This is a genomic window from Streptomyces sp. NPDC056224 (assembly GCF_042267665.1).
GTDB lineage: Bacteria > Actinomycetota > Actinomycetes > Streptomycetales > Streptomycetaceae > Streptomyces.
Window position 1 is genome coordinate 366,354 of sequence record NZ_JBHJTK010000001.1, and the last position, 18,015, is coordinate 384,368.

General features: G+C 71.8%; 12 protein-coding genes. 9 read left to right on the forward strand and 3 right to left on the reverse strand.

Features of this window, described 5'->3' with window-relative positions; all coding sequences use genetic code 11:
• Positions 1 to 21: 21 nt before the first annotated feature.
• The gene (locus ACFCZ1_RS01705; protein ID WP_376676314.1) at positions 22 to 837 is read right to left on the reverse strand and encodes a serine protease; all 816 of its coding nucleotides are present in this window, start codon (positions 835 to 837) and stop codon (positions 22 to 24) included.
• A 263-nt stretch (positions 838 to 1,100) separates the two neighbouring features.
• Here ACFCZ1_RS01705 and ACFCZ1_RS01710 point away from each other — a divergent pair, with 263 nt between their 5' ends.
• From ACFCZ1_RS01710 to ACFCZ1_RS01730, 5 genes are all read left to right on the forward strand, one after another.
• The gene (locus ACFCZ1_RS01710) at positions 1,101 to 1,589 is read left to right on the forward strand and encodes a hypothetical protein (protein WP_376676315.1); all 489 of its coding nucleotides are present in this window, start codon (positions 1,101 to 1,103) and stop codon (positions 1,587 to 1,589) included.
• A gap of 304 nt (positions 1,590 to 1,893) precedes the next feature.
• Positions 1,894 to 2,142 (forward strand): hypothetical protein, encoded by a 249-nt coding sequence (locus ACFCZ1_RS01715; RefSeq protein ID WP_376676316.1) that lies wholly within the window; start codon positions 1,894 to 1,896, stop codon positions 2,140 to 2,142.
• Between the two features lie 800 nt (positions 2,143 to 2,942).
• Entirely contained in the window at positions 2,943 to 4,094 is a 1,152-nt protein-coding gene (locus ACFCZ1_RS01720; RefSeq protein ID WP_376676317.1) for a hypothetical protein, read from the forward strand.
• A gap of 357 nt (positions 4,095 to 4,451) precedes the next feature.
• Positions 4,452 to 8,201 carry a CDP-glycerol glycerophosphotransferase family protein gene (locus tag ACFCZ1_RS01725; RefSeq protein ID WP_376676760.1) on the forward strand — a complete coding sequence of 1,250 codons (3,750 nt, stop codon included), beginning with the start codon at positions 4,452 to 4,454 and terminating at the stop codon, positions 8,199 to 8,201.
• Complete coding sequence (locus ACFCZ1_RS01730) at positions 8,194 to 9,705, forward strand: hypothetical protein (RefSeq protein ID WP_376676318.1); 1,512 nt, start codon at positions 8,194 to 8,196, stop codon at positions 9,703 to 9,705. The genes ACFCZ1_RS01725 and ACFCZ1_RS01730 overlap by 8 nt, the downstream gene beginning before the upstream one ends.
• Here the strand turns inward: ACFCZ1_RS01730 and ACFCZ1_RS01735 are convergent.
• A complete protein-coding gene (locus tag ACFCZ1_RS01735; RefSeq protein WP_376676319.1) occupies positions 9,689 to 10,597 on the reverse strand; it encodes an endonuclease/exonuclease/phosphatase family protein in 909 nt (302 codons plus the stop codon). The genes ACFCZ1_RS01730 and ACFCZ1_RS01735 overlap by 17 nt on opposite strands.
• A gap of 88 nt (positions 10,598 to 10,685) precedes the next feature.
• Between ACFCZ1_RS01735 and ACFCZ1_RS01740 the strand changes: the two genes are divergently transcribed.
• From ACFCZ1_RS01740 to ACFCZ1_RS01750, 3 genes are all read left to right on the forward strand, one after another.
• Positions 10,686 to 11,648: an aldo/keto reductase family oxidoreductase gene (locus ACFCZ1_RS01740; RefSeq protein ID WP_376676320.1), complete on the forward strand. Its 963-nt coding sequence runs from the start codon at positions 10,686 to 10,688 to the stop codon at positions 11,646 to 11,648.
• A 107-nt stretch (positions 11,649 to 11,755) separates the two neighbouring features.
• Positions 11,756 to 12,811: an AI-2E family transporter gene (locus tag ACFCZ1_RS01745; protein ID WP_376676321.1), complete on the forward strand. Its 1,056-nt coding sequence runs from the start codon at positions 11,756 to 11,758 to the stop codon at positions 12,809 to 12,811.
• Positions 12,812 to 12,841: 30 nt separating this feature from the next.
• Positions 12,842 to 14,872, forward strand: coding sequence for a prolyl oligopeptidase family protein (locus tag ACFCZ1_RS01750; protein ID WP_376676322.1), 2,031 nt, complete (start codon positions 12,842 to 12,844; stop codon positions 14,870 to 14,872).
• A 430-nt stretch (positions 14,873 to 15,302) separates the two neighbouring features.
• Here ACFCZ1_RS01750 and ACFCZ1_RS01755 read toward each other — a convergent pair whose 3' ends face one another.
• The gene (locus ACFCZ1_RS01755; RefSeq protein WP_376676323.1) at positions 15,303 to 15,998 is read right to left on the reverse strand and encodes a TetR/AcrR family transcriptional regulator; all 696 of its coding nucleotides are present in this window, start codon (positions 15,996 to 15,998) and stop codon (positions 15,303 to 15,305) included.
• 127 nt (positions 15,999 to 16,125) lie between these two features.
• Between ACFCZ1_RS01755 and ACFCZ1_RS01760 the strand changes: the two genes are divergently transcribed.
• Complete coding sequence (locus ACFCZ1_RS01760; protein WP_376676324.1) at positions 16,126 to 17,820, forward strand: amidohydrolase; 1,695 nt, start codon at positions 16,126 to 16,128, stop codon at positions 17,818 to 17,820.
• The last annotated feature ends 195 nt before the right edge of the window (positions 17,821 to 18,015 follow it).

Sequence of the window (18,015 nt, forward strand, 5' to 3'; positions counted from 1 at the left end):
GCTCGGCTGCTACGCCGGTCGCTACGGCCTGGGGAGCGTGCACCCCGGGCGGCTCAGGTCGATCTTGTTGCCGGGCGCTATGCAGGGGACGATGCTGTACGTCTCCTGCGCGTAGTTGATGCCCTGGCGGACCGTCACGTTGCCGTTCTCGTCGACCTCGCACGGGTTGTTGTCCGTGCAGCGGCCGCCGTCCTCGTTGCCCGTGTTGTTGACGGCGACGACCTTGCCGGTCGTCGTGTCGATCACCGGCGAACCGGAGGTGCCGCCGATGGTGTTGCAGGACGAGGTGTAGCGGACGGAGTCCTTCCAGGTCCAGGCGCCCTCCTTGAGGAGGTAGGCGAAGCCGTCCACGTTGCAGCTGTAGGTCCGCTTCCAGTAGCCGGAGACGACCTTGATGGCGGAGCCCTGCGCGGGCCGGACGTCGTTGAGGGTCAGCGCCGTGATGCCGTACTGGCTCTGGATCTGGGCGTACGTCTTGGTCAGCTGGTAGAGGGACACGTCGGTGTCGGTCATGGTCGCGTACGAGATCTTGCTGGCGCGCAGCGTCCCGACCTTGGAGCCCGACGCGTTGAGGAGGGAGAACGAGCGGGTGGACGGCTGGTCCTTGATGACCTCGCCGGCCGCGGGGAAGCCGGTCTCCAGACAGTGGCCGTTGGACAGGACGAGGGCGGGGTCGTTCGGCTGGGAGCCGGGTGCGCGGACGACGGAGCCGGAGCAGTTGCTGAGCGCGACCGTTCCCGCGAAGTTGACCGCGACGGCCGGTGCGGCCACGGCGGGGGCGCCCGCCGCTCCCACGAGCAGCAGGGAGAATAAGGCGCCGGCGAGAGGCTTGTTCATGTGGGGGTTCCCCTCAGAGGACGATGCGACCGAAGATCCTTCGGTTGTCATGCGCATTGTTGGTACCCGAGGGTCAACCCGCAAGAGGGCGTGGGGGGTTGGGGGTTCGGCCGGGAGAGGGGTTCGGTTCCGGCGGCGCGCGTCCCGGTGCCGGGCGTGGTGACGGTCCGGTGACGGCGTGATCACCCTTCGGTACGGGTGTTCCGTAGCGGAGGCTTTGCCTCCTACGGTCTGTGCAGCACAGTTCCGGACCAGGAGGCAGCGTGGAGCGCGAGATCGACATCGACCAGCTGGTGGCGGCGATGAAGGCGGTCGACGAGGCGGGGCAGCTCTTCGAGGAGGCACTCGCCGTGTACGAGGCGCGCGGCCTCAAGAGGACGGACGACCCCAAGGTGGCGGGCGGAGCCGTCCAGACGCTCCAGGGGGCCGAGGAGATGGTCCTCGGGACCCGCAGGTTCCTCACCGAACTCGCCCTGCTCGCGGGTTACGCGACGGCGGGCCTCGAGGACCGCCTGGGCGGTCGGGCGGCGACGACCCGTGCGGGCTTCACGGGCCTTTCCGGCGGCGGCTCCCGCATGGCCCGCCCGCTGCTCGACCCGACCCTGCGCGGGCTGGAGCTGCTGCTGGCCGTCGAACTCTTCGAGCCCGGCTTCAAGGCGGAGATCGAGGGGGTCGTACGCGCCGAGGCCGCGACCTACCCCGACCCGTCGACGTTCCGCATCCCGGGCCCGGCCGCGACCGGTACCGCCTAGAGCCGTGACCGGCAGGGTCCACCGGGTCGAGGCCCCCGGCACGGCGCCTCCGGCACGTCCGTACGGGCCCCGGTCCTCCGCCTTGCGGTGCACCGCACCTGGGGGCCCCTCCCAGCGGTAGCCGGGGGAACGCCGCGACCCGGGCGAACCCTTCCGGCCACAGCACCGGGCGTGTCGCCGAAGCGGTGCCGGACAGGCCCGGGGCGTCCGGCGCGGTGCCTCGCGGGCAGGGCGCCACTTCGACGACAGGGCCCGGCGGGTCCCCCGGGGTGCCGGGTTCCGCTGCCGGGGCCAGGCTGGTGGTATGCATCACGCACCGGTCGTCGTGCACCGCATCTTCCCGTCGGGAGGCCGGCAGGTGACGCTGCGGACAGCGAGACGCGAGGAGTCCCTCGGGGTGGCCCGCTCGGACGAGGACGTCATCGAGTTCCTGCGGCGGGCCGGCATGCCCGACCCCGACGAGGTCGTCCTCGGCGGCGCGGAGCTGCTGGAATGGGACTCCGACACGCCCCACGTGTACACGGTGGACCCGCCGACGGACGACCTGCCGTAACGCCGCCCCGGGCGCGGCCGGCCCGCCGGCCCGCCGGGCCGCCGGTGCGCGTGCGGTGGCCGGGTGCGCCTGAGCGGTTTCCCGTGGCGCCGAGGCGAGCGCCGATCGCGATCCGCCGGCCGTGGTGCCGGGGTGCGCCCGCCGCGCCCGCCGGAGGCGGCCCGGTCGATGCCTGCCCACGCCCGCGCGGCGGGTGCGGCGCGGCCGTTCCCGAGGTGCGGTCGACGGCCGGCGCGCACGCTGCGGCGGGGCCGGGGCCGGGTCCGGGGTCGTATGCAGGGGCGGGGGCGCGTCCACGGGCACACCCCGGCTCCGGAAGCGGGCTACTCGGTGGCGACGGCGCGCAGGACGTCCGTGCGCGTCGCCCGCCGGTCGCCCCGGCCGTGGACCGTCCGGGCGTCGACGACCCCGGCGCCCCCTCAGCCGACGGGCGGTCTCGCGCCGTCCACGATGCGAAACCCGCCGCTGACGCCCCGTCGTGTTCTGTGCGGGGCGCCACCGGTCTCCCCGAACCCGGTTCGGGAAGGACGCCGTGTCCGGAGCGGTGGGGCGCGGCCGTCCCCGCGCCCCGCCGCACCGGTTCACCCCGGACCGGCCCGCCGGTCCCGTGGACCGTACGCCGGGACGTCCGGCCCGCCGGTGGTGGAGGGCGCCCGATCAGGCTAGGTTGCACGGATGCCGAGGCGGTCGTGGACACCCGACCCAGGCATCGACCGGTCGCCGCGCTGCCGTAAATTGTCCCACGGCCCGCCGGGCCAGAGCGGACAAAAGTGACAAGCGCGGACAGGAGTGAGCAGGACATGGCGCGACGCGGACGTGCGGAGACGGGCCGGAGTGTGACCTCCGGTGCGCCCGCGGTCCTGGGCTCCGAGATCGCCGCGGCGGCCGACGGCGGACACGCGGCCTCGGGCTGGCTCCGCCTGGGGCGGGACGGCCGGCTGACCGCCTACGCGAGCTGCGCCGAGGGCCTGGTGCGCTGGACCGAGTCGGCGCCCGGCTCGGACGTCTGGCAGGGCCCGGACCTGTTCCCCGTGGAGGGCTGGACCGGCCGGTTCACCCTGGCCCAGGACTCCAGCGGTTTCGTCTGGTTCGCCGGAAGCCGGCAGCGCGACTCCGCCCCGGACGGCCGCGAGTTCGTCATCGCCGCCCAGTACCAGACCGGCCGGCCGCTCAGCGAATGGCGCGCGATAGGCAGCCCGTTCCCACGGCAGGAGGGCGAAGCCCCGCCTCCGGGGGACCCGATGGTCCTGCCCGACGGGACGGGCTCGCTCCACGTCGTCGCCACCCGCTTCGGAGCCGGCGTCCGCGGGCGGACCCGGCGCGCTGACGGCATATGGGGCGACTGGTCGGACTACCAGGGCAAATGGGTGCGCGGTCCCGTCGTCCCGCTGGTGACCTCGCACGGGCGGGCCGAGTTCCTCGCCCCCTTCCGCGGCGGAGCCTCGTACTGGCGCCAGGACGCGCCGGGAAGCGCCTTCAGGTGGCTGGGCCGCATGGAGGCCGACGCCGTCGAAGGGACGTACAGCTGCCACGAGACGGGTCCCGGCTCCGGAACCTACTTCTGGCGTCACCCGGCCGACGGCGGCGTCATCGCCTACCGCCCGCAGACCGCGGCCGGGGCGGCGAGCAGGCTCATGCCCCTGGGCGGTGCCGGCGGTGTCGGCCCGGTGGGCGCGGTCCGTACGCACGTCAACGGATATGACTGCACCGTCCTGTTGCAGCGCGGCGCCGAGGGCCACCCGGAGATCGCGGCCTACCCCACGGAGGGCGAGCAGTACGGGGCTTGGTGGGCTCCCGTGGGGGACCGGTGCGCGGGCCTCCCGGCGCTGGCCCTCGATGCGTACGGCGCGGTAGCGATCGCGATGATCGACGTGGACGGGGGCCTGTGTGTCGCCCGGCGGGATCTCAGGGACCCGGGCCTCGCGTTCGGGGCCTGGCGCAGCGTGGGGTGACCTTCCTCACCGGGGTGCGGGCCCGCCGCGGGAGGAACGTACGATTCCGCCCACCTCACCCCGAACCGGCGGGAGTTCACGCGTCCACCGCACTCGGAATGCCACCACCCATTCGCAATGGTGAAGCATCAGGGGGGTGAGGCTTTGCTGCACACTTGCTCGCCCTTCATCAATTGGCTTACGCTGCGCAGGCTCTGTGAAGGTCGCATAAGTGTGCGGAACGCGGGGCCAGGGTGGGTTGAGTGCGCGGGGGAGCGGAGTGTGGCCGGCGGCAGGGGCGGGTCCGGTGGCGTCCTGCGGAGGCTCGGCGCGCATCGGAACGAGCGTGACGATCGAGGAGTTTTCTGAGTGGCAGGTATGCCCCGCCTGAGTGTCGTCGTTCCCTTCCAGGATGTCGAGATCTATCTCGAGGAATGCCTGGAATCGATAGCCAGGCAGACGTTCCGCGCCCTTGAGGTCATCATGGTCGACGACGGCTCGACCGACTCCTCGACCGCGATAGCCGCCGAATTCGCCCGCCGCGACCCCCGGTTCAGGCTCCTGCGCCAGGAGTCGATGGGGCCGGGACACGCTCGTAACGTCGGCATCCGCGCGGCCCATCCCCAGGCCGAATTCCTGGCGTTCGTCGACGGGGACGACGTCATCCCCGAGTACGCCTACGAGCTGCTCGTGCAGACCCTCGAAGCCTCCGGTTCCGACTTCGTCTCGGGCAACGTGCAGATGATGAACTCCACCAAGCGGTGGCAGTCCCCGCTGCACAAGGCGCCGATGCAGCGCGGCAAGCGCGGCACGCACATCACCAAGCTGCCGGAGCTCATCTACGACCGGACCGTGTGGAACAAGGTGTTCCGGCGTTCCTTCTGGGATTACCACTACATCGCGTTCCCCGAGGGCGTCATGTACGAGGACTCCTGGGTCAACATGTTCGCGCACTTCCGTGCGACCAAGGTGGACATCCTCACCGACATCGTCTACTTCTGGCGTCGCCGCGAAGGCGGTGCCGCGCCCTCCATCACGCAGCGGCACACCGAGTTCAGCAACCTCCAGGACCGGGTCGCCGCCGTCCAGTCGGTCAGCCGGTTCCTCGCCGGACACCGCGCCAGGTCCTACAGCGACCACAAGCGGAAGTACGACCTCGCCTGCCTGAAGTCGGACCTGATGCTGCATCTGAAGGTGCTGCCGGACGCCGACGCCGAATACCAGGACGCCTTCATGCGGTGGGCGAACGAATTCCTGGACGAGGCCGACGAGGACATCATCGACGAACTTCCCGCCGATGCCCGCGTCAAGTGGCTCCTGGTGCGCGAGGGCCGGCTCAAGGAACTCCTCGACGTCGTCGAGTTCGAGCGCAAGGGCGGCCCCCTGCCCGTCCAGCGGCGCCTGCACCGGTACCTGAACTACCCCTACCTCGGCGACCGGTCGATCGGCCTCGACAAGAGCGCCTACCGGCTGGACAAGGAACTGTCCCTGCACGGTTCGCTGACCGGCGCGCGCTGGGAGGACTCCGGGCACCTGACCCTGGAGGGCTCCGCGTACGTCCGCTTCATCAACGTGCACAAGCGGCACATGTCGATGAAGGCCATCGCCCTGCGGAACAAGAAGCAGGGCCGGGTCGTCGTCGCGAAGGCGAAGACCACCTACTACCCGCAGGCCACCGAGCACTCCCAGCAGAGCCGCTACTGCTACGACTGGTCCGGATTCCAGGTCCGCTTCGACGTCTCCCGGCTGAGACGCAAGGGCGAATGGGTCGAGGGGACATGGGATGTCGCGGCCGGCGTCCTGAGTCGCGGGCTCTTCCGTTACAAGGGCATTGCCCGTGGCGGCGCGGGCAGCGCCGCCAACCCGCCCTACCAGTACGTGGAGAAGAACACCCGGGTCGTCCCGCTCTTCCTCCAGGGAAAGCTCAAGCTCCGTGTGGAGAGGGTGCGCTGCCGGATCACCCGGCACCGGCTCGTCGGTGACCAGCTCGAACTGCGCGGCGTCTACCTGGGACCCAAACTCCCCGAGTGGGGCAAGTTCCGGGTGACCAGCATGGGCGGCGCCGGCAAGCACGACGCGTGGGTCCACTTCAAGCCGGGCGGCGAGGGCTGGTTCACCTTCGTGACCCGCATCCCGGTCAAGGCCCTCGTTCCCGGTCACCGCACGAACTCCACCGACGGCGTTCCGCAGACCTGGAACACCGGCAGCAACGGCTGGAAGACCACCCTGCACGTCGAGGGCCGCAAGGCGGCCATCTATCCGGTCATGGCGGAGGACGCCCCCGACGGCCACTACCGCCTGCCCGCGGACCTCCAGACCGAGGCCGCGGACCGCGAGGTCTTCGTGCACCGCAACGGCTCCGGCTACGTGGTGCTGTTCGAGCGTGACACGCTCCCCCTCGCCAAGTCCGTCACCTGGCGCCAGGACGGCTCCCTCGAAGTCGTCGTCGGCTACGCGGCGGAGGACATGCTCAGCGCGTCCGAGTACGCCACGGCGCACGTCGTCGTCCGCTCCCGGGCCCACGGCGCCGAGCGCGTGGTGCCCATCACCTGGTACGGGCAGGACTTCAGCTTCGTCGTCACCCCCGCAGCGATGCGCACCCTGGCCGGTGAGATCCCGCTGGCCTCCGGCCGCTGGGACTTCTTCCTGCGCCGTCAGGACCCCTCCGCGGTCACCCCGGAGAACCGGTCCGGCGACCTCATGGTCAAGATGACCCAGGAACTGATCCCCACGTTCCCCAGCGAGATGACCGCCGACGAGCGGCGCTACGAACTGCAGTCGGAGGCCTACGACCGGCTCTCGCTGCTGGTCCACTCGGCGATGCCCGACGAGGCGCGCGGCCCGTACCGGCAGAAGCTGATGCGCACCAAGACCTACCCGGACGCCCGCCGCAAGTCGCTGAAGCAGGCGGTGCTGTACGACGCCTTCAAGGGCACCCAGTACTCCGACAGCCCGCGCGCGCTGCACGAGGAAATGGTCCGCCGGGGCGTCGATCTCGAACACCTGTGGGTCGTGCGCGACGACCAGGTCGCGGTTCCCCCGACCGCCCGCCCGGTCCGCATGTGGTCCCCCGACTGGTACGAGGCCATGGGCAGGGCCCGGTACGTCGTCGCCAACAACCACCTGCCCGACTGGTTCCAGAAGCGCGACGGGCAGGTCGTCGTACAGACCTGGCACGGCACGCCGCTCAAGAAGATCGGGCACGACATCGAAGCCGTGCACTTCGCGGACAAGCGGTACCTGGAGCGGGTGGAGAAGGAAGTGCAGAACTGGGACATGCTCGTGTCCCCGAACAGCTTCAGCACCCCGATCCTCCAGCGCGCCTTCCAGTTCCCCGGAGAGATGGTCGAGAGCGGCTACCCGCGCAACGACATCCTGCGCCGCGCCGACTCCGGACAGCGGGCGGCGGAAGTGCGCCGCCGCATCGGGCTCCCGCCGGGCAAGCGGGTCGTCATGTACGCACCGACCTGGCGCGACGACCAGTTCTACGCACCGGGCAAGTACAAGCTCGACTTCCGCATCGACCTGGAGGACGCCCGCGCACAGCTGGGCCACGACCACGTCCTGCTCGTGCGCCGCCACCCCAACGTGGTGGACCCGGTGCCCGGCGCCGGTGACGGGTTCGTATTCGACGTGTCCGACTACCCGGACATGGCCGACCTCTCCCTGATCACCGACGTCATGATCACGGACTACTCCTCCCTGATGTTCGACTTCGTCAACACCGGGCGGCCCATCCTCTTCTTCACCTACGACCTCGACCACTACCGGGACACCCTGCGCGGGTTCTACTTCGACTTCGAGCAGTCCGCACCCGGGCCGCTGCTGTTCACCTCGCCGGAACTGGTCGGGGCGATCCGCAACGTCGACCGGATCCAGCAGGGTTACGCGGCCCGCTACCGCTGGTTCCAGCAGGAGTTCTGCGATCTGGACGACGGGTACGCCTCGGCCAGGCTGACCGACCGCATCCTGATCGCCGGGGGAGACCTCGACCCCGCGCGGGCACAGGCACCGGCCGTGGGCGCGGCCGGCGGCCGCCCCGCCGGGCAGGAGGGCTCCTGGAACGGACACACCCTTGACCAGATGCCGCGGCAACCGGTGAGAAGAATGGATTCCGAACATGTCTAAGGCAGGCCAGGGCGGACGCCGTGTCTTCACGGGCGTGGACGCCTCCGGCGAGGTGCCCGTCGAGTACCGGTTCTCCCACGCGCGGAACGGGAACCGGCACCTGGTCGTGGTCTTCGCCAACCTCACCGCGCCCGGTGAGTACGGCTGGTCGAACGGGGTCCTCGACAACCTCCGGTCGAACATCCTGTGGATCCGTGACCTGTTCGACGGCGAGAACAGCTACTACCTGTGCAAGGGCATGGACTTCGGGCTGGAGAGGTCCGTCGCCGGACTCATCTCGCGGGTCATGCACGCCCTGTCGCTGACGCCGGACGAGTGCACCATGTTCGGCAGTTCCAAGGGCGGCAGCGCCGCCCTGTTCTTCGGCCTGAAGTACGGCTTCAGGAACATCGTGGCCAGCGTTCCGCAGTTCCTGGTCGGCACGTACGTCAGGGAGGACATGCCGGACGCCGCCCGGATGATGATGGGAGCGGTGACGGAGGAGAACGTGCGCGTCCTCGACTCGGTCCTCCCCGATGTGGTGCGCGGCAGCGCGAACCGGTCGGCCAACACCTATCTGATCACCTCGCCCCAGGACGAGCAGTACGCACGTCAGGTGGAACCCTTCCTCGGGCTGTTCCAGGGGTACGAGAACTTCAACCTCATCTTCAACGACTCTCCCCTGATCGCCAACCACGGGAAGGTGTCGCTGCGCAACCTCCCCGCCATCATGGGCCTGTTGAACCTCCTGGTCGACGGGATCACCCCCCGGATCGGCATGGTCCGCAACGGCTACGAGCAGCCGGAACGCGACACGTCCGCCATCGACACCTACCTCGCGGAGACCTCCCAGGTGAGGGGCGACTCGTTCCCCCGGCCGGTGGTTCTGGCGCCGTCGGCGGACGATCGGGTACCCGCGAACGCGGTCCGCTTCACGGGGACCGCTCCGGGCGGGGTGCGGGTCAGTTTCTGGGAGGACGGCAAGTACCAGGGTGCCGCGCCCGTCGCCGCGGACGGCAGCTGGACCTGGCAACGGGAACGGCCCTGGGGCAAGGGCAGGCACGTCGTCCGGCTCTTCGCGGCCGACGCGAGCAACTACCAGTCCGAGCGCACCGAAGTGGTCTTCACTGCCGTGGAGAACGTGCTGGTGCCCGAGCCCGCCGCGGAGCCCGTGCAGGTCCCGGCCCCGCTGCCGCTGCCCGCCCAGCCCCTCGTGCTGACGGTGACGGCCCCCGTCCCGCACCAGCAGGTGCCGGGCTCCGCCGTGACCTTCATGGGCTTCGCCCCGGGCGCCGTGCGCGTGGACTTCCACGAGGGCGGTGCCAGCCTCGGGACCTGCGCTGTGGGAGCCGACGGCAGTTGGGTGTGGGAAGCGGGCTGGGCCTGGAACGAGGGCGGACACTTCGTCGAGGCCATCGCCGTGGACGCGGTCGGCAACGCGTCGGCGTGGACGGCCGTCCCCTTCACCACGGTGAACACCTACACCGTGCCGGTGCAGGGGGGCAATTTCAGCCCGAGGTTCTGACCCGGATCACGAGGGGCCGGTGGTCGGACCTCTCGGTGTCCACCACCTGGCACCCCGTACGGGGCAGCGCCGTGAAGAGGTAGTCGATCTTCGTCCTGTCCGTGTGGGTGGGGCGCCCCGTCCGGGAACCGCCCTTCTGGTCGCACTCCCGGTACGTGGTGTAGGCCTCGGCCGGCCAGAGCCACGCGGACTTGTTCCCGTCGCCCACCGGCGGCGGGGAGTTGAAGTCGCCTCCGAGGACCGTACGGGGGTCGGCCGCGGCGGCCTCGAACAACGAGCCGAGCTGGTCGTCGCGGAAGTCCCAGTCGAGGTGCGCCTCGTCGCTCTCGCGCAGCGCGATGTGCGCGTTGCACACCCGCAGGCCCGGAGCAGGGACCCGGGCGCACAGGATCCCGCGGTGCAGACCCACCGTCGGCTGATCGGTCGGGACCGCCTCGACGTCGGTGAGCGGGGACGCGGCCAGCAGGCCGTATCCGGCCTGCCCCTGGCCCTGCCCGGTGCACTCGACGCGCGTACTGGTGCCCGCCGCGTCCACCTCGGCGTACGGCTGGAACACGCTGTGCCACTCCGGTCCGAGCCGCAGGGCGGCGGAGACCAGCTCCTCCGAGCACACCTCCTGCAGCAGCAGGACACGCACGTCGGAGTCCCCGACCAGGTCACGGATCTGCTGGAACTTCTCCTTCGGGCTCCCGGTGTCCTCACAACTCCACTGCCGTACACCGCACATGTTCCAGGTCGCGACGGAGACCTCGGCCGGCTTCCCGGCGATGGTGACCGAGGCCGGGGAGTGCGCGGACGAACACGCCACGGAGGCCAGCAGGCTCAGGACCGCCGCAGTGCGGCCGGCCCGGCGGCGCCTCGGCCGCGCCGCGGCCTCCGTGTGTCTGTGCATCCGGACATCATCGAGTATGCGCCGGTCAGATGGTGCACCGGGTGGGCCCGCGAGCCGACGGGGCGGGGCGCATGCATAGGGTGGGGCCGTGGTGACGAAGGAGGACGCGGCCGTGAACGGTGACCGGGTGCTGTACGGGTGCATGGGGCTGGGCGGGAGCTGGGAGCCCGGCCCGTACGGGCCCGCGGACATAGACGCCGCCGAGGCGGCGATCGAGGCGGCCCTCGACAGCGGGATCACGTCCTTCGACCATGCCGACATCTACCGGCACGGGAAGGCCGAGGCCGTCTTCGGCGAAGTGCTCGCACGGACGCCGGGGCTGCGCGAGCGCGTCACGATCCAGACCAAGTGCGGGATCCGCCTGGCCGAAGAGGACCGTCCGGGCATGTACGACCTGCGCGGGCAGAGCATCACACGGCGCGTGGAGGAGAGCCTGACCCGGCTGCGGACCGACGTGATCGACGTCCTCCTCCTGCACCGCCCCGACCCCCTCGCCGACGCCGACTCGGTCGCGTCGGCGCTGATGTCCCTGCACCGGCAGGGCCTCGTACGGCACTTCGGCGTGTCCAACATGGGAGCCGCGCAGATCGCCCACCTCCAGGCCCGGCTCGACGTACCCCTGGTGGCGAACCAGCTGGAGATGAGCCTGCACAGCCGGGACTGGGTCGAAGCCGGGGTGGTGCTCAACACCCCCGCGCACGCGGCCAACGGGTTCCCCTTCGGAACACTGGAGCACTGCCGTGACCACGGCATCCGCCTCCAGGCGTGGGGGGCGCTGGCGCAGGGACGGTTCACCGGCCGCCAGCAGACGCCCGCCGAACGGGCCACCGCGGGGCTGCTGGCCGACCTCGCCCGGCGCAAGGACACGACGCCCGAGTCGGTCCTGCTGTGGTGGCTGGGCCGGCACCCCGCCGGCATCACGCCGGTCATCGGCACCGCCCGGCCCGACCGGATCCGGGCCTGCCGGGACGCGGCGGTGAGCGAGCCCGACCTCACGCACGAGGAGTGGTACGAACTCTGGATCACCGCCAGGGGACTCCCGCTGCCCTGAGGCCGTACGCCTGCTCCGCCGCCGCGGCAACGGATCGTCCGCCCCGGACGGGCGAATCCGGGGCCGCGCGCGTGCCACCGGGGCCCCGCCGTGGCATCCATGGGGTCATGCCGCCGGTGTCCTCCTTCCTGCGTACGGCCGCGTCGTACGCCTGGCGCCTGCTGGTCGTCGGCGCCGCCGTGTACGCGGTCTTCGCCGTGCTGGGGCGGTTCCACGAGATCACCGTGGCGCTCTTCCTCGGCCTCGTCACCACGGCGCTGCTCGCCGCCCCAGCCCGCTGGCTGGGGCGCTCACTGCCCCGGTCCCTGGCGGTCGCCGTCTGCCTGCTCGGCACCGCGGTGCTGCTGCTGGGCGGGCTGGCGCTGGTGGGCGAGGCGGTGGCGGGGGAGAGCACCACCCTGGTCCGGGAGTTCCGCGAGGGCCTCGGCAGCATCGAGAAGTGGCTGGAGCGGCCGCCCTTCCGGCTGAACCCCGGAGCGCTGTCGGACATCGAGTCGCGCACCGGCGCGTTCCTGTCGAGTCACCGCTCGACCGTGCTCAGTACGGCGCTCAGCGGAGCCGGACAGCTGGTGCGGGTTCTCGCCGTCCTGGCCCTCGCCGTCTTCTCCGCCGTCCTCTTCCTGCACGGCGGAGACCGCCAGTGGTCGTGGTTCTGCGCGCAGCTGCCCGCCGCGGTGCGCGAGCGCGTGGCGGTCGGCGGCCGTGCGGCCTGGCGTACCTTCACCGGTTACACCCACGGGATCGTGCTGATCGCGGCGACGAACGCCGTTCTGGTCGGGCTGGCCCTGTACTTCCTGGGGGTCCCGCTGGCCGTTCCGCTGGCGCTGCTGGAGTTCCTCGCGGCGTTCGTTCCCCTCGTCGGCTCGCCGGTCGCGCTCGCGGTCGCCGCGGTGGTCGCCCTGGCCTCGAAGGGGCCGCTCGTCGCGGGAGTGGTGATCGCGCTGATCGTGGTCATCGGCCAGATCGAGGGGCACCTCCTGCATCCGCTGGTGATGAGCTGGGCGGTCCGGCTGCACCCCCTGGTGGTGGCGATCTCGGTGAGCGCGGGCGCCATCGCGGCCGGAGTGGTGGGCGCGGTGGTCGCCGTACCGCTGGTCTCGGTGATCTGGTCGGTGTACACCGCCCTGCGGGGTACCCGCCCCGGGGCGGCGGACGTTTCCTGACCAGGGCCCCCCGTCCTGCACAATCGGCGGATGAGCGATGAAGACCCGTACCTCTGGCTGGAAGACATCTCGGGCGAGGCGGCCCTCGACTGGGTGCGTGAGCGCAACGACGAAACCGTGGCGGCGCTGGCCGAGGTGCCCGGGTTCAAGGAGCTGGAGCGCGGGATCCGCGAGGTCCTCGACGACGACGGCCGGATCCCCTACGTCACCCGTCGCGGCGGCCACCTCTACAACTTCTGGCAGGACGCCGACCACGTCCGCGGACTCTGGCGGCGCACCACGCTGGAGGAGTACCGCAAGGACCGGCCCGCATGGGAGCCGGTGCTGGACCTGGACGCCCTCGCCGAGGTCGAGGGGGAGAAGTGGGCCTGGGCGGGCAGCAGCGTCCTGGCCCCAGACCACCGCCACGCCCTGGTCATGCTGTCGCGGGACGGCGCGGACGCCTGCGTCGTGCGCGAGTTCGACCTCGTGACCCTGAAGTTCGTCGAGGGCGGGTTCGAGGTCGCGGAGGCCAAGACCCGGATCGGGTGGATCGACCGCGACCGGGTCTGGATCGGGACCGACTTCGGTCCCGGCTCGATGTCCGGGTCCGGCTACCCCCTCCAGGTACGCCGCTGGCGGCGCGGCACACCGCTCGCCGAGGCGGAACCGGTCTACGAGGGCCGCCCCTCGGACCTGTCCGCCACCGCCTGGCGCGACGACACACCCGGCTTCGAACGGGACTTCGTCCACCGGCAGATCGACTTCTGGAACCAGGAGCTGTTCCTCCTCCCGGCGCGGACCGACGGCAGCGACGGACCGCCGCTGAAGATCGACGTGCCGGACGACGCGAGCGCCTCCGTGTACCGGAACTGGCTGACCGTCACCACGAAGTCGCCCTGGCTCGGCCATCCCGCCGGCGCCCTGCTCGCCTTCGACTTCGACGCCTTCCGGGCGGGGGAGCGGGAGGCCGAGGTGTTGTTCACCCCGGACGAGCGCACCGCGCTGGGCGGCTACAGCTGGACCCGCCACCACCTCGTCCTCACCACCCGCGCCGACGTCTCCTCCCGGATGGAGCTGCTGACCCCCGGCCCCGGCGGCTGGAGCCGCGCACCGCTGCCGGGCGTACCGCCGCTGTCCACGGCCTCCGTCACCTGCACCGATCCGGACGTGAGCGACGAGTACTTCCTGAACGTCTCCGGCTTCCTCCAGCCGTCCACCCTCTACCGGGGCACCGCGGGCGGCGACAGCGAGAGCGTCAAGCAGGGTCCGGCGCTGTTCGACACCGCCGGTCTGGCCGTACGCCAGTACTTCGCGACCTCCGCGGACGGCACGCGGGTGCCGTACTTCGTCGTCGGTCCCGAGGACCGCCCGGGCCCCGGGCCCACCCTGCTGTACGGGTACGGCGGCTTCGAGGTCTCCATGGTCCCGTACTACAGCGCGGTCACCGGCCGGGCCTGGCTGGCGCGCGGCGGCACGTACGTCGTCGCGGGCATCCGGGGCGGGCACGAGTACGGGCCGAGCTGGCACCAGGCGGCCCTGGGCGCGAACCGGGTCCGCGCGTACGAGGACTTCGCCGCCGTCGCCCGGGACCTCGTCGCCCGTGACATCACCACCTCCGCCCAGCTGGGCATCGAGGGCGGCAGCAACGGCGGCCTCCTCATGGGCGCGATGCTCACCCGCGACCCCGAGCTGTTCGGCGCGGTCGTCGCCCACGTGCCGCTGCTGGACATGCTCCGTTTCCACAAGCTGCTGGCCGGCGCCAGCTGGATCGCGGAGTACGGGGACCCGGACAGCCCGGCCGACCGGCCCCACCTGGAGCGGATCTCCCCCTACCACCGGATCCGGGCCGAGGGGGCCTCGTACCCGCCGCTGCTGCTGCTCACCTCGACCCGTGACGACCGAGTCCACCCCGGGCATGCCCGCAAGATGGCCGCCCGGCTGCGCGAGTTCGGGCATCCCGTCCTGTTCCACGAGCACCTGGGCGGCGGCCATGCGGGCGCCACCGACCACGGGCAGACCGCCTTCAACGAGGCCCTGGTGCACACCTTCCTGTGGGACCGGCTCACCCCGTCGGGCTGACCCCGCCGACGTGACCCCGCCGAGGTGACCCGTACGCGGTGGCGGCGACCGGGTCCGGCCGTCCCGCAGCCGACGGGCACAGCGCCGCAGCGCACTCCCGCGCGCTCTGCGCCGACGACCACGACGCGCGGCGCACCGGCTCCGGTGGCCGCCGCGGCCGGGATCGGGGCGGGCGCTTCGCCGGGCAGGCCCGCGGCGGCCGTCGGCGCGCCCGCGGTACCGGGGAGCCGGCGGCGGCCGGACGCCCCTGCGGCGCGGGGCTCCGCTCCTCCCCGCGGCGGGGCGGCGCGCTCGTGGCGGTGCCCCGCCCCAGCCGAACAGCGCGTGCGTCGGGCACGGCACTCGTGGCCGAGGGGAGCGAACCGCTCGCGCAACGGCGTTGTCAACCATGCTGTCAACGGCGTTGCGTGGGCGTGGGCGCGGGAGCGGGCTACGCGCCGCGCAGCGTCTCGACCCGCGTCTCGATCGCGGTGATCAGCGCCTCGACCCGGGCCCGGAAGATCTGCTCGTCCGTCACTTCGGCCAGCTGGGTGCTCAACCGGGTGATGTGGGGGAAGCCCTGCGGGTCGACCAGACGGTACTCACGGCTCCAGGAGGACTCGTCGGCCTCCCGGATCTCCGCGTCGAACAGCAGGTAGGCGGCGCGCTGGCCCACGTACGCGAGGAGGGAGTCGCCGACCATCCGGTAATGGACGGCCGCTTCCGCCCCGTCCAGACCGGCCTCCGTGACGGCCCCGATGATGAGCTCGACGACCCGGAACTCGTTGGGTCTGCGGGTGGTCCGGCTGGCCATGGTCGAGCCGACGACCGGGTACTTCAGCGCCACCTCCAGGGAGCCGTCGGCGAGGGCGCGCAGCCGGTCCTTCCAGTCCAGGCCCTCGGGGATGCTGTCGAGGACCTCGCCGAGCGTGCGGTCGGCGACGGAGAGCAGCAGTTCGTCCTTGTCGCGGAAGTGCCGGTAGATCGCCGTGGGGTCGGCGCCGAGTTCCTCGCCGAGACGGCGGACGGTGAAGGCGTCCTCGCTGCCGCGAGCGGCGATGCGCAGGCTGGCTTCGATGATCGCGTCGGGTGTGAGCTGGCTGCCCGCGCGCTTGGACCGGGTGGGTGCGTCGGATGACTTCGGCATGGTGCGGCCAGTGTATCGATTTGGAACAGAGGGAGCGCAACACCGTTGACAACAATGTTGCGCTCCCGTTCACTCCTCCTCAACACAAGCCGTGCGGGTCCGTCCCGCCGAGCCGGAGGATGCGTCGATGCGCAACACAGGGCAGCCGGTCAAGCAGCGGGCCGACACGGTCTTCGTCGGAGGACGGGTCTTCACCGGGACCTCGTCCGGCCCGGTCGACGCCGCCGTCGCCGTGGCGGACGGCCGGATCCTCACCGTCGCCGACGCGAGCACCGTGCGCTCGCTCGCGGACGGTTCCACCGAGGTCGTCGACCTGGCCGGCGGCCTCCTGATCCCCGGGTTCCAGGACGCCCACGTCCACCCCGTCGTGGCCGGGGTCCAGATGCTCGGCTGCGACCTGGCCGAGGAGCGGACCATCGACGGCTACCTGGCCGTCGTGGCCGCGTACGCCGAGGACCACCCGGACGCGCCCTGGATCCGCGGCGGCGGCTGGTCGATGGACGTCTTCCCCGGAGGTACGCCCACCCGCGCCATGCTCGACGCGGTGGTGCCGGACCGGCCCGTCGTACTCACCAACCGCGACGGCCACGGAGCCTGGGCCAACACCCGCGCCCTCCACCTCGCGGGCGTCGACCGCACCACCCCCGACCCGCCGGACGGCAGGATCGAGCGGGAGACGGACGGAACCCCGGCCGGCACCCTCCAGGAAGGCGCCGTCGACCTGGTCACCCGCCACGCACCCATCGCGACGCCCGACGAGTCGCACGCCGGCCTGCTCGCCGCGCAGGAGCACCTCTTCTCCCTCGGCGTGACCAGCTGGCAGGACGCCATGATCGGCGCCTTCCCCGGCAACCCCGACAACTTCGGCGTCTACCTGCGCGCCGCACGCGAGGGCGCCCTGCGCGCACGCGTCGTCGGAGCCCTGTGGTGGGACCGCGAACGCGGCCTGGAGCAGATCCCCGACCTGGAGGAGCGCCGGCGCACCGGCCGGGTGGGCCGCTTCAACGCCACCAGCGTGAAGATCATGCAGGACGGGATCGCCGAGAACTTCACGGCGGGCCTGCTGGAGCCCTACCTCGACGGCTGCGGCTGCGCCACCGGGAACTCCGGACTCAGCTTCATCGATCCGGAGCTGCTCACCGAGGCGGTGTCCCGGCTCGACCGCTCGGGCTTCCAGCTCCACTTCCACGCACTCGGCGACCGCGCCGTACGCGAGGTGCTCGACGCCCTCAGCGCGGCCCGCGACGCCAACGGCGCCAACGACAACCGGCACCACCTCGCCCACCTGCAGATCGTCCACCCCGACGACATCGGCCGCTTCGCGAGCCTGGGGGCGGCCGCCAACATCCAGGCCCTGTGGGCCGCGCACGAACCGCAGATGGACGAGCTGACGATCCCCTTCCTGGGCCCCGAGCGCGCCGCCCTGCAGTACCCGTTCGGTGACCTCCAGCGGGCCGGAGCCCGCCTGGTCGCCGGCAGCGACTGGTCGGTGAGCAGCCCCAACCCGCTGTGGGGCATCCACGTCGCCGTCAACCGGGCCGTACCCGACGAGGCCCCCGGCTCGCCCGGGACGTTCGAACCGATGGCGCCGTTCTTCCCGGAGCAGGCCCTGACCCTCTCCCAGGCCCTCACCGCCTACACGGCGGGCAGCGCCTGGGCCAACCACCTCGACGACGTCACCGGCACCGTCGAGGCGGGCAAGTACGCGGACCTCGTCGTCCTCGACCGGGACCCCTTCGCGCACCCCTCGACGGAGATCGCCGAGACCCGCGTGCTCCGCACGTACATCGACGGCGAACCGGTCTTCACCGCCACCGACTGAGCCGCCACCGGCCGGGCCGTCACCGGCCGAGCGTCCGACTGAGCCGCCACCGGCCGGGCCGTCACCGACTGAGCCGTCACCGGCCGGGCCGTCACCGGCCGGGCCGTCACCGGCCGGGCCGTCACCGGCCGGGCCGTCACCGGCCGGGCCGTCACCCACTGAGCCGCCACCGACCGGGCCGTCACCGGCCGGGCC